The sequence below is a fragment of the Rhodococcus sp. IEGM 1305 genome, assembly GCF_030058635.1.
Taxonomy (GTDB): Bacteria; Actinomycetota; Actinomycetes; order Mycobacteriales; family Mycobacteriaceae; genus Rhodococcus_F; species Rhodococcus_F opacus_D.
The window spans coordinates 1-20,015 of record NZ_JASHKX010000038.1 but is presented as its reverse complement, the minus strand read 5'-3'; the positions used below and the strand labels follow the sequence as shown (position 1 = coordinate 20,015).

Here is a 20,015-nt window from a genome sequence, read left to right as displayed (position 1 = left end):
ATGGTGAATGGCGGGATCAGACGGGTGCGGGTTCGTTGTCACCGGCGGGAAGCACTGGGTTCTCGGATGTGGTCCGCGGGCGCCGGGAATCGAGGAAGGGGGCCAGGGCGGCGATGGCGATGCAGAGGGCGGCGCAGATCGCCCAGACCGTGGCGTAGGAGGTGAACGACGAAACCGAGCTCGTCTTCTCGCCCACGGTCACCGAGGTGACCAGTGATGACATGAGGAGCGCGAACATTGCGCCGGCAACCGATCCCGCTCCGGTGCGGGAGCTGTTGTAGAGGCCGGAGGCAATTCCGACCGAATCTTCGGGAGCGCGATTGACGATGATCGCCGGCACCACACCCGCGAGTAGTCCGGCGCCGAAGCCCACCAGGAACAGCCAGATGGAGAAGGTGACCACGCTTGCGTGCGCGACAAGCATCGCCACGTACCCGGCGGCGCTGACGAGGGCGCCGAACACGACGGCGAAGCGTGGTGTCAGCGTGCGCGCAATCCGATCGCTGATCGTCGAGGCGATGAACGCTCCGGTGGCAGTAATCGACAAGAGGAGACCCGCGACCGTGGCTGTCACACCGAGGCCGTACCCGTACGCATTCGGATCGGCTCGCGAGAACAACGAGATGGGCGCCTGGGAACCGAACGACTGAGCTCCGAGCAGGGCGGCGATGAGCATCGGGAGAACGAGGCGGCCCTGCTTCAGGACGCGGAAGTCGATGAGGGGGTTGGTCACTCGATTCTCGAGCACCACGAACGCCGCCAGCGTGACCACACCTGCGGCGACGAGAGCGACGATCAGCGGGCTTGCCCACCCGATCGCGTTGCCGTTGGATACGCCGCCCATCACCATGAGCAGTCCGGACGACAGGAGCGCCGCTCCTGCCCAGTCGATGCGCCCCTCCTTGCGGACGGTCGTCTCCTGGACGAGGAAGTGGGCGACCGGGACGCAGATCGCCATCATGATCCCGGGCACCAACAGCACGAGGGTCAGGTTGTCGATGCGGGTCATGAACCAGCCCGCGAGGAATCCGCCGACGATGACGCCGCCGGTGAGTGCTCCGATCAGGCGACCGATGTTGCGTCCCGCCCTGCCTGGATCCCGGTGCCGGACGATGGCGAATTCCAATGGCAGGAACGCGATCAACGGCGCCTGCAGGGCACGGCCGACGAGAAGGACGGCGAACGACGGGGCGAAAGCGACGACGAAGGATCCCACGGCCACTGCCGCTGCGGATGCCACGAGCATTCTGCGATGGCCGTACATGTCACCGAGCTTGGCGATAATCGGCACGCAGGCCACCGATGCGAGGAGGAAGATCGCATTCACCCAGTTCAGCGCTGCTGCCGAGGTCCCGTGTTCCTCTCCGATGCTCGTGAGAAGCGGTGGGTACCACCCCTGCAACAGGCCGCTTCCGAACTCCATGACAATCAGGAATCCGACGGCCGCGGAGGTTCCGGTGGCCCGCCTCGCGCCGGTGTGCGGCGTAGTGCTCATATGTTCCTCCAGCGAAGTCTGTGTGGTGGTCGTATCCTCAGTCCGATTGAAATCCGATAAGTTAAATGTCAGGAAACGATGCAAAATGGCCACCTCGAATCCGGATTCTCTGCGCAGAGACTCCGATCTACGGCTGATTCACGCTCTGCAACTCGAGCCGCGAGCGTCGTGGACCGAACTGGGCCGGGCTCTCGCCACCGATCCGGTCGGGCTCGCCCGGCGATGGGCCAGGATCGCCGATGAAGGGCTTGCGTGGATCACTGGGCAACGTCGGCACTTCCCCGCAGTGGCCATCGTCGAGATCGAATGCGCGCAGGGCAAAGCCGCCGAGACCGCGAGTCTTCTCGCCGACGAAGAGATCGTGCGGACCATCGATCACACGTCCGGTGGCCGCGATCTCGTCGCCGTGGTCGCGGCAGCCGACCTCGAGACGCTGTCGGCGTTCGTCATCGACCGGCTGGGTGACCAGCGTCTGATCACCCACGCTCGCACGCACCTGGTCACCGAGGTTCTCGTGGAGGGCAGCGACTGGAGATTGAACGCCCTCTCCGAGGCGGAGGCCCAACGAGTGCCCCGGGCCAAAGCGCCCCGGCCACGTGCAGCACGCCAGGTTCCCGCCGACCTCGAGGCGGTGATCGTCCGCGAGTTGTACCGCGACGGGCGCACCCCTGCCGGTGACATCGCCGCGAAGGCGGGCGTCAGCAATCAGCGAGTTGCTGATGCCATTGCGACACTTCGTCACTCGGGTGACCTAATTTTGCGGACGGACGTTGCCCGCAGCTATACAGGGTGGCCGATCAACGCCTGGTACTTCGTGCAGGTGCCGGCGTCGTCGATCGATCGGCTTCGGTCGACGCTGGCGCGGCTCGCGGAGGTCCGGCTCGCGGTCACCACCGCGAGCCGCTACAACCTCGTCATGACCCTGTGGGTTCGAGACCTTGCCGACGTCAACCGATTCGAAGCCTTGCTCGAGAAGGTCCTCGCTGGAGCCCGCATCGCCGACCGCGCCGTCGTCATCCGCCCGGCGGTACACCTGGGGCGCCTGTTGGATGTCCGGGGATTCGTCACCGGACTGTCCAGTCTTCATGACGACCCTGCCCCGCCCCGGCCCGGGACGGGGCAGTGAACGCCGAGGATGCGGGGCAGGCGTCTACCGACGTCGGCCGGTAACAGCTCGACTCGACGTCAGCCGACTGTGCTGTGTCCCAGTGCGTCGATGGCCGCGGTCACCTCGGGCACTGCGGCGGTGACGTCTTCGAGGCCGGGCACGGAGCGGTAGCTTGCGCGCACCGCCCCGCCGGTGCAGTCGTACTCGACGATGCCGGGTTGGTGGAGCGGCCCGGGAAGGGATTCACCCTCGCCGGCGACGAATCCGGTGGACGGCGCCCAGCCCTCGCGCACCCCGTCGCGGACGGTCTGCCGGTAGCAGTGCAGGTGCCCGCTGCCGACGGCGGCGAGTGGCATCTTCCCGAGGGCTGTGAGTAGCCGGGTACGGGAGTCCCCGATGTCGACGGCGTGCCCGACCGGCTCGTCCAGCGCTTTCCGGATCGGCTTGTGCAGGAATACGATCACCCGCTGCGAGTCAGGGACGTTCTCGGCCGTGTCTTCGATTCAGGCCCCCTGCCTGGTCACCTGGTCGAGACCGGAACCGAAGAGTTCGCTGTTCAGCCCGAGCACCGTCCAGTCGTCGACGTCGTGGCGCCAGTGATCGGGTCCCCACACCCTCTCGAAGGCGGCGACCCGGACGTCGGTTACGCCGATTCCCTTAGGAAGAGTTCGCGGTGAGTACCGGCATGCCCGTTACCTTATTCACGGTCCTTCACAGAAGGGCTACGGTCGCCAGACCCGGTATGACTCCTTGCCCCTGTCTCTCGCATGATCCGGGGGGTGGTGTCGCCGGGTGTGGTGGCGTCGACGGACCGCTAATAGGGACACGGCCAACCGAAATTGGGTAGGTCTCTTTGTAACGTGGGTGCCGGGCGTCGATGCCGGATCGGCGACCGGCCGACCGAGACACAAGGGACGACCCCTGAATGGACTCGAACTATGCGGTGTACTGCGGCATCGACGTCGGCAAAGGCGAACACCACGCCGTCGGACTGACCGCCGCCGGAAAGAAGATCTACGACAAGGCGTTGCCGAACGACGAAGCGAAGCTGCGGGCGGTCTTCGACCGCCTGGCCAGCCACGGATCGGTGCTGGTGGTCGTCGACCAACCCAATACGATCGGCGCCCTGCCGGTCACCGTGGCCCGCGTAGGCGGCCACGAGGTCGGCTACCTGCCCGGACTGGCGATGCGCCGCATCGCCGACCTGTACCCCGGACAGGCGAAAACAGACGCCCGAGACGCGTTCATCATCGCCGATACCGCCCGCACCATGCCGCACACCCTGCGCCGGGTCGATACCGGCGACGAGGCCCTCGCCGAGCTTGAGGTCCTCGTCGGATTCGACGACGACCTTGCCGGTGAGGCCACCCGGGTCAGCAACCGCATCCGAGGCCTGCTCACCTCCATCCACCCTGCCCTTGAGCGGGTCCTCGGCCCCCGCATAACCCATCCGGCGGTGCTCGAGATCCTCTCCCGCTGCGGCGGGCCGGCCGGAATCCGGCAGGCCGGCAAGCGCAAGCTCACCGCGATCGCGGTCAAGCACGCACCCCGAATGGGCGCCAGGTTGGCCACCGACATCCTTGCCGCCCTCGACGAGCAGGCCGTGGTGGTGCCCGGCACCGCGGCCGCCGAAACCGTTCTCCCCAAACTCGCGGATTCACTGAAAGAGACCCTGTTACAACGCAAAGCGGTCGCCGCGGACGTGGAGAGGGCCCTCGATGACCACCCTCTTTCCCCAGTCCTGACCTCGATGCCCGGCATCGGCGTCAGGACAGCAGCTCGGATCCTGATCGAGGTCGGCGACGGCTCCGCCTTCCCCTCCGCCGCCCACCTGGCGGCCTATGCCGGCATCGCACCGGTCACCCGAAAATCGGGATCCTCCATCCGTGGCGAGCACCCCGCCCGCTCCGGCAACAAGAAACTCAAACGCGCCCTGTTCCTGTCCGCCTTCGCCGCCCTCCACGACCCCACCAGTCGCGCCTACTACGACAAGAAACGGGACGAGAAGAAGAAACACAACGCGGCCCTGATCTGCCTCGCCCGACGCCGCTGCGACGTCCTCTACGCCATGCTCAAGAACAAGGAACTCTACCGGAATCCAACCCCCTCAGCGGCTTGACGAAAACCATAGGGACACCCCCCGGATTCGCCGACGATCCCCGCCGGGACGGTGACCGCCCACGATGTGATCGACGCCTTCGTCGCCACTGGCCTGCCCACCAGCGACCGTCAGAATCGCACCATCACCGCGGGCTGCGAGGATCTGAAATGCGCTCAGATGATCGCCGTCGACGAGGTCTCGGTGTACCTGTTCTCCGATGTCGCACAGGCAGCGCACTACGTCGAGGCCTTCGGCGCGGACAAGGTGTACCAGCACGGGCTGCTCGCCATCCGCTACAAGCGGGACGGCAAGCACCCCATCGACGATGCATTGATCCCACAGTACAACGCCACCCTCGACGCCGTCGTCAGCGTCGGGTAATGACATCGACCACATTCCGGGCGAAAGCCACTCACCCCGTGAGTGATTGAACTGCCGACGTGGAAGACGATGACCGACAGCGCCTGTGCTCGGGGCGGTGCGCGGCGAAGTGGAGGAGGCGTGCGGATGCCGAAGCGGCTGGCACCGGACGCAGCTGTTGAGCGGATGCGTGCCGCCGGGGCGGAACCACTGGGCCCGTACCCGGGGGTCGACGCGCCGTGGCGATGCCGCTGCGTGTCGTGCGGCACGATCGGGGCTCCACGATTGTCGGCGCTCAGTCCCGGCCGGGGCCCGTGCAAGCCCTGCGGGCGGTTGAGAGCCAACGCCAAGACGCGGACTGACCCAGCTGTCGCCGCCGCGGTAATGCGGAGCGCGGGATTCGAGCCGGTGGGGAACACCCAGGATCCCCGGCGCCATGGCGATGCAAGTGCCTGACCTGCCACAACGACGTCGTCACCACCCACAGCGCCGTCAAGAACACGACAGCGAGTATGAAGCCCTGCGGGTGGGGCTGACTGCATCAGGACTGCTGTGAGGTGTCCTCGATCGGGGACGATGAGGTTGCGAATTTTCAGTCGGCGCAGATCGTTGGAGACGCGTGTGCGGTCCTGTCCGAGCCGCGGTTGGGTGCGCAGGTCCCCGAAGGTGAAGCGACTCGGTGCGGCAGGAACACCAGCAGCGTGGGCCGGCCTACGCACCTAGATGCCCGAGTAGCTCGCGTCCACGGTCCCATTGATTTCGGCCATCTTTCGTGCACCTTGTAGAAGTCAAGGGCTACCGGCACCGGGCCTGCGGCCGATGGGACGGGCTCGCCGACGACAACCGGCCGCCGGTATCACAGGTACTCAGGCGGTTGACGGCGGCAGGCTTCCGTCGGGCGGGGTGACCGGCTCGCACATGCGGGGAATTCCGGATTTCGTCGCCGCTGAGCTGCTACGCGGTCGTTGAGTCGGGTCGGTCCTGAGGTGGGTGTGGGTTGCTCAGGTCCCGTCGGCCGGTACCTGCGCGACCGTCTCCGGGCTTCGGAGGGCGAAGACTTCCGTATCCCGACCGGCGCCGTCGACCGGGTTCTCGATGAGCTCAACAGCCTCGAACGATCGCAGTGCGGCTCCGAACTGATTCCCATCCGTGCATGCCGGGCATCAGGCAGGGAGGTTTCGGGCTGGCCGCGGAGGGCCGGCTACTGCCGCCACGATGGAGTATCGACGGCCTGGCATGAATTCGCCCCGGCGACAGCCGGTCCGCACCACAGCAAGTGCTTACTGGGCGAAACTGGGATCGTCGCGGTGGACCTTGCGCAGCAGTGCATCGAACATCAACTGTTCTGCTCCGCGACCCGTTGCTGCAGAAGGTAGTCGGAGAGTCCAGCCCCCGTGAGATCCTCGAGCAGATCGACCTGATCGACCAGGCCGAACGCGCCTTCGCGGCATTGCTCGGCTGATGCGTCCTACTCGGCGGGTGGTAGCGGTCCGCATACCTCGCGGGCAGCCTGCAGGATCATCTCGCGGAGGAATCGGTGTTCGGGTTCGTGGTCGTAGACGGGGTGCCACCACATGGCTTGCACGAGCGGGCCGAGGTCCACCGGAGGCCGGTGAGCGGTGAGGCCGTCGCGCATGCCTGGGACGTCGAGCAGGCGGCGGGGGACCAGGGCGATCCGATCGCTGCCGACGACGAGACTTCGTACGGTGAGGAAGCTTTCGGTGATCACCTGTGCTCGGGGTTCGATCCCGATCATGCGCAGCTGTCGCGCGGCGGGCGTCGACGCGGTCTGGCTGTGGTAGACGAGCACCCACGGCAGTGTCCGCAGATCATCGACCGTGGGACCGTCGCGCGCGACGCGGTGTCCGTGGTCCGACACGACGACCCAATCGTCGCGAAACACCTCGCTGTTGGGCAGGTCGGTGACGAAGCCGTGCGGGACGAGCATGACGTCGAGGGCGGTGAGCATCTGCTCGGCCCGGGCGACGTGATCAGGGGTGGTGGGCATGAAGCGCAGTCGTGCATGTGGTGCGTGCGCGGTGATCAGATCGGTCAACCGTCGCCCGAGTATGGCCGTGGCGTAATCGCTGACGACGACTGAGAATTCGCGCACGGTGTCGGTGGCCTCGAAGATCCCTCGACTGCCGAAGACACGCTCGACGCCGGCCAGGGCCAACCGGGTGCGCTGGCGCAGATCCACACCGAACGGCGTCAGCTGATATCGGTTGCCGACCCGGTGGAGGATCTCGTCCCCGAAATGGCGGCGCAGCCGCGCCAGCGCGGCCGAGACCGCCGGTTGGGTGACGCCGAGCTGTTCGGCGGCCCGGGTGACGCTCTGGTTCTGCACGATCGCGTCGAGCGTGACGAGAAGGTTCAGGTCCAGATTCGCCAGTGTGCGCAAGGGCGGTGTGTCACTCGAGTCGCGACCCTGTCTCGCCGTCACCGAGAAACCTCCACCGCCGAGTTGAACATAAATCCAGTTTATATCGAGCATCACTAATTGCACCTTCCCTGATGGTGGCGCAGGTCTCACAGTGGAACACAACGAAAGCTCGTTCGCCGATACGAACCGTCTCTGGGAGCAACATCGATGCACACTTCTACCGCACGTTCCGTCCTCGTCATCGGAGGCGGCATCTCGGGTTCGGCGGCCGCGATTTCCCTCGCTCGAGCCGGTGTCGGCGTCGATCTGATCGAGGTCAAGGCACGCGCCTCTGCCGTCGGGTCCGGGATCACCCTGCAGGGCAACGCCCTGCGCGTTCTGCGTGACCTCGGGGTGTGGGAGCAGGTCAACCAGAGCGGGTGGGGGTTCGACACTCTGGGAATCCGCGCATCCGACGAGACCGGGGCGCTGATCGCGGAGATCCCCGACGCCCGCACCGGCGGACCCGACCTGCCGGCGACCGTCGGTATGGAACGTCCCCGCTTGGCCGCGATCCTGCACGGCGCCGCCGAGGCCGCGGGAGCGAAGATCCGCTTCGGCGTCACCGCGGTCTCGATCGCCCAGGACGACACCGGTGTCGACGTCACCTTCTCCGACGGGGCCCGCGGTCGCTACGACGTGGTGATCGGCGCGGACGGGGTCCGCTCGGCCACACGCCGCGCCCTCGGCGTCGACCTCGAAACGCGACCCACCGGTATGGGCATCTGGCGGTTGGTCTGCTCACGGCCCGCGTCGATCACCCGCACCGACCTGTTCTACGGAGGCGCCGGCTACATCGCCGGATACTGCCCGACCGGTCCGGATTCGATGTATGCCTACATCGTCGAAGACGCCCAGGATCGCTCGTCGCTGACCAGGCAGGAACAGCTCGAGACCATGCAGGCGCTCGCCGCGCAGTATCACGGACCGTGGGACGACATCACCGCCCGGCTCACCGATCCGGACGCCGTGAACTACACCTGGTTCGAAACTCACGTGCTCGAAAAGCCTTGGAACCGAGGGCGGATCGTCTTCATCGGCGACGCCGCGCACGTGTGCCCACCCACCCTCGCCCAAGGCGGAGCACAGGCACTCGAGGACGCTGCGGTGCTGAGCGAACTGCTCACCACCGAACCCGTGGGAGACCGGCTGTGGGAGGCGTTCACCGCCCGCCGCCTGCCCCGCGCCAAGGCCGTCGTCGACGCCTCGGTCCAGCTCGGGCAGTGGATGCTCGACGCCGACCCCGAGGCCGACGTCCCCACCCTGATGCACCGGATCGCCGAACTCGTCAGCACCCCGGCCTGATACCGGGCCTCCTCGGCACCCCCTCACTCACCTTCTGGAGTCTCCGATGACCGATTACGCCTTCACCCACCTCCGGCACGTCGCGCTCGCCGTGCCCGACTACGAGAAACAACTCGACTTCTACACCCACCAGTGGGGCCTGTCCGTGGCCGGCATCGACGGTGACACCACCTACCTGGCCGCCGAGGGCTCCCCCGAGCAGTACGTGGTGCGCATCCGCAAGGCCACCGACAAGCGCCTGGACCTGATCTCCTACGGCGCCGCCGATGCCGCGACCGTCGACGGTCTGGCCGAGAAGCTCGGCCGCGGCGGGGTGCAACTGGTCGGTGAACCCGACACGCTGCACACCCCGGGCGGTGGTTACGGGTTCCGGTTCTTCGACAACGACGGCCGCACCATCGAAATCTCCGCAGACGTCGCGGTCCGCCGGCACCGCACGATCGAAGAGGGCGAGTCCATTCCGGTCAAACTCTCGCATGTGGTGGTCAACACCACCGACCCGGAAGGCACAGTCGCGTTCTACGAGAAGCACTTCGGATTCAAGGTCTCCGACATCCTGATGCACCCGCGGATGGGCAACATGATGTGGTTCATGCGGACCAACAACTTTCACCATTCGATGGCGATCGCCCGCGGCCCCCACGCCGCCCTCCATCACGCCTCGTTCGAGATGCGCGGCATCGACGAGTACATGCGCGGCACCGGGCGAATGCTGCGCGCCGGGGTGGAGAAGATCTGGGGCCCGGGCCGGCACCAGGCGGGAAACAACACCTTCTCGTACTTCCTCGACCCCAACGGCAACACGATGGAATACACCACCGAACTGGACGTCGTCGACGAGGACAGCTGGCATCCGCACCTCTACGACTTCTCCGATGCCGAGGTCACCGATCAGTGGGGCACCGCCAACGCGATGGACGAATTCGTGGCCGCGAAATCGTTCAACGACGTCGACAAGGGCCTGTTCGTCGCCCCGCCCGTCTGAAACCGGCCCCGCCTCTTCCATCCCTTCGACTGATCGAGGACATCTCATGCGTTTCGCCACCATCCGTCACAACGGGTCGACCGTCGCGGCGGTACTCGACGGTGACACAGTGCACCCGTTCCCGGCCGGGACCACCGTGCTCGAGCTGGTACGGGCCGGGCTGCCGGCTGCGCTCGCCGCCGGGGAGCAGGCGGTAGCGACGGCCCAGCCCGTCCCGGTCGCGGATGCTGTGTTCGACGCTCCCCTCCGGCCCCCGACGATCCGCGACTTCGTCACCTTCGAGGAACATGTCGAGGGGGTACGCGCGAGTGTCCAGGATGCGGCCGGGGTGCCGGACGCCTGGTACGCGGCCCCGCATTTCTACTTCACCAACCCGTACTCGGTCACCGGTCCCGACGCGCGGATCATCCCGCCGGCGGAATCCGCGGCCCTCGATTTCGAGCTCGAGGTTGCCGTCGTCGTCGGCAAAGCAGGCACCGATCTGACCGTCGAGGAGGCCGCGGGCCACATCTTCGGGTACACCGTCCTCAACGACTGGTCCGCCCGCGACCTGCAAAAACGGGAGATGCAGGTGGGCCTCGGACCGGCGAAGGGCAAGGACTTCGCCAACACCCTCGGCCCGGTGCTGGTCACCGCCGACGAATTCGCGGATTTCCACGATGAGGACGGGTTCCTGACTCTGGCCTGCACCGCGCAGGTCAACGGCGTCGAGGTCGGCGCGGACGTGCTGTCGAACATGGCCTGGTCTTTCCCGGCCCTGCTGGCCTACGCCTCCCGCAACACCCGCATCGAACCCGGCGACATCCTCGGCTCCGGCACCGTCGGCAACGGCGGCTGCCTCGCCGAACAGTGGGGACGGCGCGGCCGACAGGACCCACCCCCCTTGCATCCCGGTGACATCGTGACGCTCCTGGTGGAGGGCATCGGCACCCTCACCAACACCATCGGCACCCCGGCTGCTCCCGCGCCGATCCTGCCGGCACCGAGGCGGCGCGACCACGCTGCCGAACGGGCCCGCCACCTCGCGGCGGTGGATCGCGCATGACTGCCCATAACGCGGAACGACTGACAGGGAAGACCATCGTCGTCACCGGCGCGGCCGGTGGCATCGGCGCGGCCATCGTCGGTCGCCTCGAACACGCGGGCGCCGAGGTGATCGCACTCGACCGCACGAGCACCGCGGTCCCACCCGTCCGCGGCTTCGACGTCACCGACGCGCAGCAATGGCGGACCCTGGCCGACCGCCACGCCCGAACGATCCACGGACTGGTGAACTGTGCCGGCATCACCCGCCGGGCACGCCTGCACGAGGTCACCGCCGCGGACATGACCGACGCCTATGCGGTGAACGTCCTGGCGCCACTGTTGGCGATCCAGGCACTGTCTCCGCTGATGCCCGCTGGGGCGTCGATCGTGAACATCGGATCCATCGCGGCCCTGACCGCCCACTACCCGGTGGCCTACACCACCAGCAAATGGGCGGTCCGCGGATTGACGCACACCGCCGCCCTGGCATTGGGGGAGCGCGGGATACGGGTCAACATCGTCCACCCCGGATTCATCGACACCCCGATGACCGCGTCCGCCCCCGAGGCGTTCCGCTCCGCCTCGATCGGTGAGACCGCACTGGGACGGGCCGGATCCACCGACGAGGTCGCCGGCACCGTCGAGTTCCTGCTTTGCGACGACTCCGCCTACATCACCGGCAGCGAGATCACCGTGGACGGCGGGGCGACCTCCCACGGTGGGGTGAAATCCATCTCGGATGCACTGCGCGCCGCGACGAATACTCCATCGATCACAAAGGAATCCGTATGACCGACGCGCATACCGCTACCGCAGCGGTCACCCTCGACCGCACCGATCCCGAGTCCGCGATCGCCGCCGCGGCCCAGCGGTGTTCGAACTGGGGCCGGTGGGGAGAGGACGATGTGCACGGCACCCTCAACTTCCTCGACGACGCCAAGCGGGCGAGTGCCGCCGCGCTCATCCGCCACGGCACGAGTTTCAGTCTGTCGTTGCAGTTCAACATGGATGGACCGCAGAAGGGGTGGCGCCGACGCACCAACCCGGTGCACACGATGCTCGACACCGGTACCGACGCCGAGGCCGGCACCCAGGGCTTCCCGCACGGTCTCGGCGGCGCCGACGACGTCATTGCGATGCCGCTGCAGTGCTCGACCCAATGGGACGGTCTCGGGCACATCTTCGACCACGGACGGGCCTGGAACGGGCGCCGGGCAGGGCAGGTCGTCACCTCGCAGGGTGATCAGGTCACCGGGATCGAAACCGCCGCCGACCTGATCGTGGGCCGCGGAGTGCTGCTCGACGTCGGGCGGGTGGTCGGCACCGACGGTGAATTGCCCGACGGGTTCGCGATCACCACCGAGCACGTCGAGCGGACCATCGCCGCCCATGGCGCCTCTGCCGCCGTGGGTAGAGGCGACATCGTGCTGGTCCGCACCGGACAACTCGCCCGCGCACGGCGGGAGGGCTGGGGCGACTACGCCGGCGGCGCGGCACCGGGATTGTCGTTCACCACCGCCGACTGGCTGCACGGCAGCGAAATCGCCGCCATCGCCACCGACACCTGGGGGTTCGAGGTGCGGCCCAACGAGTTCGACAACGCATTCCAACCCCTGCACCAGGTCGCCATCCCCAACATCGGGCTGTTCCTCGGCGAGATGTGGGACCTCGACGCTCTCGCCGAGAACTGCGCCGCCGACGGGATTTACGAGTTCTTCCTCACCGCCGCCCCCTTGCCAGTCACCGGCGCCGTCGGCGCCCCGGTCAACCCGATCGCGGTCAAATGAGCACAACCATGCAACAGGGCAGGTTGGCCGGGAAGATCGCGGTAATCACCGGCACCGCCGGCGGGCAAGGCCGTGAGGCGGCAGTGCGCTTCGCCGCCGAGGGCGCCACCGTCTACGGCTGCGACGTCAACAGCGACGCGGCCGCCGAGACCGTCGACCTCGTCACCGCCACGGGCGGAATCATGAACAGTGTTCATCCTCTCGACCTGACCGACGAGGACGCAGTGCGGTCATGGATCGATGGCATCGGTGCCGCCCACGGCCGGATCGACATCCTCTACGCCAACGCCGGACTCGCCACGTTCGCCCCGATCCCCGAGATCACCTTCGAGGATTGGCGTTTCGTCATGGCCCACGAAGTCGACCTCGTCTTCCTCCCGGTCAAACATGCGTGGAAGTACCTGGCGCAGGCGGCGAACGCGTCGGTGATCCTGGTCGGATCCACGGCCGGGGTGACCGGTTCGGTCACCAACACCCGGCTCGCGCACACCGCCTCCAAGGGAGCGGTGGTCGCGATGACGAAACAGCTCGCGGCGGAGGGCGCAGCGCACCACATCCGAGCGAACTGCATCAACCCCGGCATGATCCGCACCCCACAATCCGAATCGACCCTCCTCTCCGACGACCACCCGATGCGGCACATCGCGTCCGCCATCCCGCTCGGTCGCCTCGGCACCGCCGCCGACGTCGTCAACTACGCGGTGTTCCTCGCCTCCGACGAGGCCGGCTACGTCACCGGCACCAACCTGATGATCGACGGCGGCTGGTCCGCGGTACTGCCCGGCTGACAACGAAACAAATAAGGAGACAACAATGTTCGAATACTTTCCCGGAAACTACGTCTGGAACCTCGGCGTCGTCGCCACCCTCAACAGCGGCGGCTACATCGACGAGATCGACCGCGCCTGCCGACCGATCCGAGATGCCGCCACCCGCGGCGAGGACGCCGGCACCGAGGAGTTCCTCGCGTCCTGGACCGCAGTTGTCGACGACCTCGTCGACAACGCCGACCGCAATCTCGCGGCAGGCCATGCACGCACCGCCGGCCGCACCTACGCCCGCGCCGCGAACTACCTCGTCAACGCCGAACGCATGCAGAGCGCCGACGCACCCGACCGCAACGCCATCTACCGCCGCGTCCTGGAACTGATGGAGCAGTCGTTCGAACTGGCCGACCCGCTCACCCGCAAGGTCACGATCCCCTTCCGGGACACCACTTTGCCCGCCTACTTCACCCAGCCTGAGACCGCGGACGGACCGGTGCCGTGCATGATCATGTGGAACGGTCTCGACAGCACCAAAGAGCACATGTACTTCTCCGGCTTCTGCCACGAACTCGCCCGGCGAGGCATCGCCACCCTGATGGTCGACTGCCCCGGCAGCGGCGAAGCACTGCGCCTGCAAGGACTCACTGCGCAGATCGCCACCGAGGAATGGGCCGCAGCCTGCGTGGACTACCTCGAGGCAATCGACACCATCGACGCCGACCGGATCGGTCTCGTCGGCTGGTCCCTCGGCGGCTACTACGCACCCCGCGCGGCCGCGTTCGAGAAGCGCCTCGCGCTGTGTGTGGCGTGGGGTGCCAACCACGACTGGGGCAAGGTACAGCGTCGCCGCGTCGACCGTGAGGGCGAACGCCCGGTACCGCACTACTGGGAACACGTGAAGTGGGTCTGGGGCCATGACGACCTGGACGAATTCCTCGACTTCGCCGACGGCGTCAACCTCGACGGTGTCGTGGAGAACATCACCGTCCCGTTCCTGATCGCACACGGGGAAAACGACCGGCAGATCCCGGTCGAATACGCCCACCGTTCCTACGAGCAGGCCACCGCCAGCCCGAAACGGCAGCTGCGCATCTTCACCGCCGCGGAGGGCGGCGCCGAACACGTCGGCCTCGACCACCTGCCGCACGTGAGCGATTTCGTCGCCGACTGGGTCGCCGACACCTTCACCGAACTCGCCGCCCACCCGCAGCCGGCCACCACCGCCGCCGGTAGCTGAGACACAATCCGGTGGGGCCGACTGGGTCGCCAGCCCAGGGCCCCGCCGTGGGGGCAACTGAAGGGCCGCTGCCATGTTCCAACCAGGGCCCTACACCCGCCACTCAGCGGCCGCACTCAACCAGTGCGTCACCATCCATTGGCCTTCTTCTCGACCTGCGGCAGCTCGCTGTCGGTGAAGGCGGCGATGATGGCCGTCGCCGGCAACGATCCCGGCGCGGCGGTCGAGATCGTGCGAGGTCTGCTCCCCGAGCAATCGATCTTCGAGCACGATCAGTCCGTCGATGCCAGCGATCCGTTCCCTGGTGCGGCCGGCGAGCGCGAGTGCGAGCGCGCGGCCGAGCAGGTCCTTGCCGTGCTCGGCCATCTGTCGCCGCCACCCTCGATGGCCGCATAGAGCATCACGTTCGGGCTGGTGGTCGTCAGCAGGTCCGCGCACTGCGACAGGTGCGTGCCGTCGACGAGGTCACCCTTGCAGGTGGTAGACCGATCCCTGCTCGAAGCCCGCACCCATCTTGTGGACGCTGACCACGCAGACGTCGGCGCCGGCGTCCATCGCCCAGGTCGGCAGGTCGTCGTGGAACGGAAGGTGCGCTCCCCATGCCTCGTCGACGGTGAGCGGCTTGCCCGCTCGTGGCACACCTGTGCGATGGCTTCGAGGTCGGCGCAGGTGCCATACGGGCTGGGGCTGACGATCAGTGCGCTGGCGGCATCGGGGTACTTCTCCCAGCGACCCGGATAGGCGTCGCGTTCAGGGTATCTCGGGCCTCGCGGTCGCTGGTGGGGCCGATGGGTCACCGGCACGAAGAAATTCCGTTGGTCGACGAGCGTGACGACCAACGCGAATCCACCCGTACTCGTCGAGAAGTTCGAAGACGCGGCGGGCACGGTCGTCGGCGGTGTCGAGGGCCACCTACTGATTACACCTCCGTCGCGGACACGGACCTCGATCGGCCCGGAGAAGGTCCCGAAAATCACGCAGGGACCCTGCTCGATCCAACGCGCCAACCTCACATTGCGCACCCCGCGCCTCCGCCACAGCTGGTACACACCGAGACCGCCGAGCACCATCGTGAAAAGCACTCCGAGGATCTACAGAACCCACGCGCTCACTTTTCCTTCTGTCCACCTCGGTGAGCCTTGCGGGGTCAATGTTCGTGCAGGGGGCGGCATCCGGACGGTCCGGGGGCCCGACTGCTGGACACTGTCGGCTGAATCGGCGGCACACCCGGCGAGCGCACACAGTCGGGACATCGGCGATACCCGCAACACGGCGGTGCTCCATACCGTTGGTAGGTGCCGGGATGGCAGGATCGTAAACACCGGGTCGGCGGGGGGCGCCTCGGCTAGGGCGCCCGTCGCTGGAGCCCGGGACCTGCTGCGAGCCACGATCGTTCCGGCAGGGCACCGGCCCGCCCGACCCCGGTCACCGGCCGCACCCATGGTGCGGTAGGGCCAGGACGCCGTCGTATTCGGTCTATGCTCCGAGACCGAATGCGACGAGGAATCCCAGCGCGGTGGACAGGCCCACCCACCAACCACCTTCCCGGTACGCCTCGGGCATCAACGAATCCGCCAGTACGGCAATGGTCGCGCCGCCGGCGAAGGCCTGGATGGTGGCGATCGCACCGTGGGAGATCTGGTCGGACACCAGGTTCGCTCCGATCACCACGAGGACGAGTAACGCTGCGGTTGCTGCCCACACGGCGAAGGCTCGCGGCCGGTTGAAACCGGGTTGGGCGCGCATCGACGCCGCTCCGGCGACGGCTTCGGGGACGTTGCCGACTGCGACCGCGACGAGCAGCACGATTCCGCCGCTGCCGCCGAGGGTGACCCCGAGTGCCGTGTTTTCCGGCACGCCGTCGAGCAGGGCACCGAGCATCAAAGCCCATCCGAGGGCGCCGGCGCCGAGTTTGTTCTCGATCAGGTGGTCGGCGACGACGTAGACCAGTGCGCCCGCGAACAGGGCCGCGCCTGCGCCCCAGATTCCTTCGGTTTCGAACGCCGGCTGGAACAGTTCGGTGGAGACCGCGGCGACCATGGTGCCGGCTCCGAAGGCCATCAGCGCGGCGAGTAGTGGTTTGGGCAGGTGGTATCGCAGGCCGACGCCGGCCCCGATCAGCAACGGTAATGCAGTTCCCAGTCCATACAACACGGCAGTGAGCATGCGGGGATGGTATCGAGGCCGACCTTTGGCGTTACCGCCCGCCACGAGCGTCGGCCGACCGAGCGGGTGCGGGTGAGGCACAGCGACGGGTGACGCTCGTGGCGGGCGGACATTGAATGCCGGCGAGGCGTGAAAGCTCAATCCTCCGTCGCGGCGTGGTGTCCAGGGCCTCCTGTTCACTGGGAACGACGGAGGGGTCGAACTCGAGGCCAGGCGACCACACCCTTGCCGCAACTCAGGCGCGTCCTCGACGAATTCGAGAGAGTCGGTCGACTGCGAAACGCAGCCGCGCTCGCGGCCGCGCGTGAAGAACCCCGCCGGCAATCAGAACGACGTCGACCCTGCGGCCACGCCGGAAGCTCCGTCGTCGGATCGGGCCTACGCGAATCCCCAGAACGAGATCTAGCTCGATGTCACCACCGAAGCGAACGGCAATGCCCAGGCGTCGACGACCGTCCACTGGAAGTTTCGTGACGGAGAAGCCAACTCCGCGGTTCTGCACGCACAGCACACCACCGGTCCGGGACAGGCCTGCATGGTCGGTGATGTCTGGCCTGCATCGATGAGGACTTCTGAAGGTACCGCTGACGTCGTGCAGATTAGGCGAAGGGGCATGGATATGGATCCCCCAGCCGCGTACTTCCGACGTGCCAACGACGTTGCGACACAGAGTCATCCTCGGGGCCATGCAGACGCACTTCAGGTCGTGGTCGGCTATCTTGCTGACTCGACCACCGCGGCGCTGCGGCGGGTGCGTCCCGTCGTGCCCGTGAGCGGGGGCGTGACCCCGTCTCGAGTTCTTGGCGTCCCAGGCGGTGTCGAGACGAGGTTGTTCTGACATCTCCGGTCACGGCGGTCGTGCTGACGTGCTCCGCCCTCCTCACAGTCGAACCGAGTCCCGTGTGCGCAGATTTGCCGACGGACCGTGCCGAGAATCGGCACCCGATCAAGGAGGGGGAATCGCCCGGGCGTCCCGGCCACTACAATCGTTTGCCGGGTGCGGAACGGGAGAGTAAGCACCCACACCACCGATAACGACACTGGTCGTGCCAGCGCGTCCCGGTTGGACACGCGTGATCCGGGCACGCGGTGGTTGTGGCTTCGGGCACCAACGGGCAGCACGATGCTGTCCGCGCAGAATGCAGCGACCGATGACACGGAGGTAGCTGTGGCCGTGTACTCGTCGGCAGATCGGGTACGTCGAACTTCGGCTGGGCAACAACCTCTCGCCCTCCCTTTCCTGGAGGAGAAGTGCGGTGCTCAATCTGTACTATCCGCTGGTCATCGTCTTGTACACCATCTCGGCTTTGCGGCAGGGCAATCTCGGCCACTGCTGAGCGTTCCCATCAGCCGACCGTTCCGTGCGACAGCATCCCGGATTCTGAAGACTGGACGGGCGAACCTGCCTGAGGGGCTTCTGGCAGGTTCCCCTGGTTCGGTGTGCGGCATTCGTGCCGCCGATGCGGGTGGCGTTCAGCTAGGTTCCTACCGAACGGGTTTCGGTTGGAGGGTGCGCGAAGTGGACGTTGACCGTGGGCTGCGCGACGAGCTAATTCCGGCGGCTCGCCGCGCGTCCCTCCGTGACGGTTTCGCGGGGACGATCTCGCCCGTGATCGACTGTGGTGGGGCGCCGGGTGCCGGTGGTGGTGTCGTGCCGCGGTGGCCGACACGGGCGATCTGCCGTGTGAGAAGTTGACGGAAGTAGTCGATGCTCGTGGGATCGACCAGGCTTCCCGCTGTTGATCGAAATTCCATGACTATCTCGTAGTATCTACTACTTTCTGCGGCAGGCGGATTGGGGAGGCCGCGGAGTACCTGGGCACGTCGGTGGCTAGTGTGCGTTCGGCGGCGTCGGAGGGTCGGTTGCGGGTTTCGGCGTACCGGTGCGGGACATCAGGTGTTTGATCGCGTGGATCTGGACGTCTACCCGGGCAGGCGCGCGTCGGGTTCGGTGGCGGTGGCGCCGGCCCGGGTGGAGGCGCAGTGTTACCGGGTTCCTGTCTCCACCGGGCAAGAGGCATCGCTGGAGAACCGGGAGAAGACGCTGCGGGATAGTGCCGGTGGTGTGGTGCACCCGGCCTCCGAGGACCGCGGCTAGGGGCAGCGGATGGGACGCGGCGGGATGCTCGAGGACGCAGCCGAGGGCCGATGCACGGCGGTGCGGGTGGTGCGGCGAGATCGGTTGGCTGGGTTCGTCGGTGGCGCGGATCGAGCGTTACTTGTCATAGGTGGGGGTTACTGTCCGGGTTGGGCGCGATCGGGGCGATGAGTCGCTGGTAGAGGAGCTGGTTGATGACTGCATGGGTGTTGGTGGTGTCGCTTCCCGGCCGGTGCCGCCGGCTGCGCTCGCAGCGGAATCGGCGCAGGCGCCGGGGCGATGCCGCAGCCCGGTTGGGGTCGGGGTAACCGATGAGTACCAGCGGGGATCGTCGGACTGCGGTTGCGGCGCGGCAGTTTTCGGTGACCACCCGCGCCCATGTGGCGGTCGACGACGCGACCGGCGAGCCGATCGGCCTCGACGACGTCGACACCCGGGTGGGGTGGCTGCTCGACCTGGTCACCGCGGCCGGCGCCGGGTTGGTGTCGCGGCTGTGGCAGCCGGCGACGTTCGATGTGCTCGCCGCCGGCCGTGACCGGCAGGACCGCAGGCTGCCCGCGCAAGGTCATGTCGCCGCGGCCCGTCTCGGCTGGGCTCCGATCTATCCGGACGGGGTCTATGTGCCGTCGCGGGTGAGCCGGGTGGTGACGGCGCAGGTGGTCGCGACCTTGCGGACCCTGGCCTATCGGGACACCGCGATCGCGGCACTGTCGGCCCGATTCGATCCGGCCACCGGGGTTGTGTCCCCGCCGACCGGGCCGGGCGACGATGTACCCTCGGGTTTCGCTCGAGGAGTGCGACGCCAGCTCGCCGCACGCTTACGCAGGGACGGCGGGGCACCGGCCGGCCCGTTGCGGATCACCGAAATACAGGAACCACCCCGGATGGCGGCGATGGCCCAACTGTCGGCCGCCGATCAGCAACTCGCGCAGATCACCGTGGCAGACCGTGAGCTGGTGTTGACGGTGAAGTTGCCGACCTGCCCCGCCCCGGCGGGGCGGGCGCAGTGGCGCAGTGTCCGACTGACCGCGACCATCCCTGCGCATCTGTACGGCAGGGCGATCACTGATTGGCATCTGCCGACCCTGGTCCTCGACCGCCGAGGCCTGCTGTGGCGGTGCGCCGCGACCGCACTCGTCCCGGCAGCCGCCCTGAACT

At 67.2% G+C, this 20,015-nt stretch carries 16 protein-coding genes and 3 pseudogenes; 14 read left to right on the top strand and 5 right to left on the bottom strand.

Translation table 11 applies throughout. The annotated features are described in order from the left end of the window. Window positions 1-16: 16 nt before the first annotated feature. On the bottom strand, window positions 17-1,495 hold the full coding sequence (locus QM693_RS31265) for an MFS transporter (RefSeq protein ID WP_283354257.1): 1,479 nt from the start codon (window positions 1,493-1,495) through the stop codon (window positions 17-19). 85 nt (window positions 1,496-1,580) lie between these two features. On the opposite strand from QM693_RS31265, the gene QM693_RS31260 reads away from it, so the two are divergent. Beyond that, window positions 1,581-2,621, top strand: coding sequence for an Lrp/AsnC family transcriptional regulator (locus QM693_RS31260; RefSeq protein WP_283354256.1), 1,041 nt, complete (start codon window positions 1,581-1,583; stop codon window positions 2,619-2,621). A gap of 59 nt (window positions 2,622-2,680) precedes the next feature. On the opposite strand, the gene QM693_RS31255 is transcribed toward QM693_RS31260, so the two are convergent. Further along, the gene (locus QM693_RS31255) at window positions 2,681-3,067 is read right to left on the bottom strand and encodes a hypothetical protein (protein WP_283354255.1); all 387 of its coding nucleotides are present in this window, start codon (window positions 3,065-3,067) and stop codon (window positions 2,681-2,683) included. 461 nt (window positions 3,068-3,528) lie between these two features. Here QM693_RS31255 and QM693_RS31250 point away from each other — a divergent pair, with 461 nt between their 5' ends. From QM693_RS31250 to QM693_RS31240, 3 genes are all read left to right on the top strand, one after another. After that, on the top strand, window positions 3,529-4,722 hold the full coding sequence (locus QM693_RS31250) for an IS110 family RNA-guided transposase (RefSeq protein ID WP_061043698.1): 1,194 nt from the start codon (window positions 3,529-3,531) through the stop codon (window positions 4,720-4,722). 51 nt (window positions 4,723-4,773) lie between these two features. After that, complete coding sequence (locus QM693_RS31245) at window positions 4,774-5,085, top strand: hypothetical protein (RefSeq protein ID WP_283354253.1); 312 nt, start codon at window positions 4,774-4,776, stop codon at window positions 5,083-5,085. 1,303 nt (window positions 5,086-6,388) lie between these two features. Continuing rightward, on the top strand, window positions 6,389-6,526 hold the full coding sequence (locus QM693_RS31240) for a hypothetical protein (RefSeq protein WP_283354286.1): 138 nt from the start codon (window positions 6,389-6,391) through the stop codon (window positions 6,524-6,526). A 6-nt stretch (window positions 6,527-6,532) separates the two neighbouring features. On the opposite strand, the gene QM693_RS31235 is transcribed toward QM693_RS31240, so the two are convergent. Next, on the bottom strand, window positions 6,533-7,465 hold the full coding sequence (locus QM693_RS31235; RefSeq protein ID WP_283354252.1) for a LysR family transcriptional regulator: 933 nt from the start codon (window positions 7,463-7,465) through the stop codon (window positions 6,533-6,535). A 189-nt stretch (window positions 7,466-7,654) separates the two neighbouring features. Here QM693_RS31235 and QM693_RS31230 point away from each other — a divergent pair, with 189 nt between their 5' ends. The 7 genes from QM693_RS31230 to QM693_RS31200 are packed head-to-tail and all read left to right on the top strand — an operon-like array spanning window position 7,655 to window position 14,593. Beyond that, entirely contained in the window at window positions 7,655-8,791 is a 1,137-nt protein-coding gene (locus QM693_RS31230) for an FAD-dependent monooxygenase (RefSeq protein WP_283354251.1), read from the top strand. A gap of 46 nt (window positions 8,792-8,837) precedes the next feature. Then, window positions 8,838-9,776, top strand: a complete 939-nt coding sequence (locus tag QM693_RS31225) for a VOC family protein (RefSeq protein ID WP_283354250.1) — start codon at window positions 8,838-8,840, stop codon at window positions 9,774-9,776. A gap of 46 nt (window positions 9,777-9,822) precedes the next feature. Further along, a complete protein-coding gene (locus tag QM693_RS31220) occupies window positions 9,823-10,821 on the top strand; it encodes a fumarylacetoacetate hydrolase family protein (RefSeq protein WP_283354249.1) in 999 nt (332 codons plus the stop codon). Continuing rightward, window positions 10,818-11,594 (top strand): SDR family NAD(P)-dependent oxidoreductase, encoded by a 777-nt coding sequence (locus QM693_RS31215; protein ID WP_283354248.1) that lies wholly within the window; start codon window positions 10,818-10,820, stop codon window positions 11,592-11,594. The genes QM693_RS31220 and QM693_RS31215 overlap by 4 nt, the downstream gene beginning before the upstream one ends. Continuing rightward, on the top strand, window positions 11,591-12,589 hold the full coding sequence (locus QM693_RS31210) for a cyclase family protein (protein ID WP_283354247.1): 999 nt from the start codon (window positions 11,591-11,593) through the stop codon (window positions 12,587-12,589). The genes QM693_RS31215 and QM693_RS31210 overlap by 4 nt, the downstream gene beginning before the upstream one ends. A gap of 8 nt (window positions 12,590-12,597) precedes the next feature. Continuing rightward, a complete protein-coding gene (locus QM693_RS31205) occupies window positions 12,598-13,377 on the top strand; it encodes an SDR family NAD(P)-dependent oxidoreductase (protein ID WP_283354246.1) in 780 nt (259 codons plus the stop codon). A gap of 25 nt (window positions 13,378-13,402) precedes the next feature. Then, window positions 13,403-14,593, top strand: a complete 1,191-nt coding sequence (locus QM693_RS31200) for an alpha/beta hydrolase family protein (protein ID WP_283354245.1) — start codon at window positions 13,403-13,405, stop codon at window positions 14,591-14,593. Between the two features lie 219 nt (window positions 14,594-14,812). Here QM693_RS31200 and QM693_RS31195 read toward each other — a convergent pair. Both QM693_RS31195 and QM693_RS31190 read right to left on the bottom strand, forming a co-directional pair. Continuing rightward, window positions 14,813-15,348, bottom strand: a pseudogene (locus tag QM693_RS31195) (ornithine decarboxylase); the annotation flags it as partial. Window positions 15,349-16,069: 721 nt separating this feature from the next. Next, window positions 16,070-16,759 carry a ZIP family metal transporter gene (locus tag QM693_RS31190; protein WP_283331814.1) on the bottom strand — a complete coding sequence of 230 codons (690 nt, stop codon included), beginning with the start codon at window positions 16,757-16,759 and terminating at the stop codon, window positions 16,070-16,072. A gap of 325 nt (window positions 16,760-17,084) precedes the next feature. Here QM693_RS31190 and QM693_RS31185 point away from each other — a divergent pair. The 3 genes and pseudogenes from QM693_RS31185 to QM693_RS31175 all read left to right on the top strand — a co-directional run. Beyond that, a pseudogene (locus tag QM693_RS31185) lies at window positions 17,085-17,335 on the top strand (superoxide dismutase family protein); the annotation flags it as partial. Between the two features lie 1,333 nt (window positions 17,336-18,668). Continuing rightward, window positions 18,669-18,857 carry a hypothetical protein gene (locus tag QM693_RS31180; RefSeq protein ID WP_241962292.1) on the top strand — a complete coding sequence of 63 codons (189 nt, stop codon included), beginning with the start codon at window positions 18,669-18,671 and terminating at the stop codon, window positions 18,855-18,857. 311 nt (window positions 18,858-19,168) lie between these two features. Further along, window positions 19,169-20,015, top strand: a pseudogene (locus tag QM693_RS31175) (transposase); the annotation flags it as partial.

What these genes read in the sequence shown, in the direction of transcription:
- QM693_RS31265 (WP_283354257.1), bottom strand. Translation starts at nt 1,495, where the DNA reads ATGAGCACTACGCCGCACACCGGCGCGAGGCGGGCCACCGGAACCTCC.
- QM693_RS31260 (WP_283354256.1), top strand. Translation starts at nt 1,581, where the DNA reads ATGGCCACCTCGAATCCGGATTCTCTGCGCAGAGACTCCGATCTACGG.
- QM693_RS31250 (WP_061043698.1), top strand. Translation starts at nt 3,529, where the DNA reads ATGGACTCGAACTATGCGGTGTACTGCGGCATCGACGTCGGCAAAGGC.
- QM693_RS31230 (WP_283354251.1), top strand. Translation starts at nt 7,655, where the DNA reads ATGCACACTTCTACCGCACGTTCCGTCCTCGTCATCGGAGGCGGCATC.
- QM693_RS31225 (WP_283354250.1), top strand. Translation starts at nt 8,838, where the DNA reads ATGACCGATTACGCCTTCACCCACCTCCGGCACGTCGCGCTCGCCGTG.
- QM693_RS31220 (WP_283354249.1), top strand. Translation starts at nt 9,823, where the DNA reads ATGCGTTTCGCCACCATCCGTCACAACGGGTCGACCGTCGCGGCGGTA.
- QM693_RS31215 (WP_283354248.1), top strand. Translation starts at nt 10,818, where the DNA reads ATGACTGCCCATAACGCGGAACGACTGACAGGGAAGACCATCGTCGTC.
- QM693_RS31210 (WP_283354247.1), top strand. Translation starts at nt 11,591, where the DNA reads ATGACCGACGCGCATACCGCTACCGCAGCGGTCACCCTCGACCGCACC.
- QM693_RS31205 (WP_283354246.1), top strand. Translation starts at nt 12,598, where the DNA reads ATGCAACAGGGCAGGTTGGCCGGGAAGATCGCGGTAATCACCGGCACC.
- QM693_RS31200 (WP_283354245.1), top strand. Translation starts at nt 13,403, where the DNA reads ATGTTCGAATACTTTCCCGGAAACTACGTCTGGAACCTCGGCGTCGTC.
- QM693_RS31190 (WP_283331814.1), bottom strand. Translation starts at nt 16,759, where the DNA reads ATGCTCACTGCCGTGTTGTATGGACTGGGAACTGCATTACCGTTGCTG.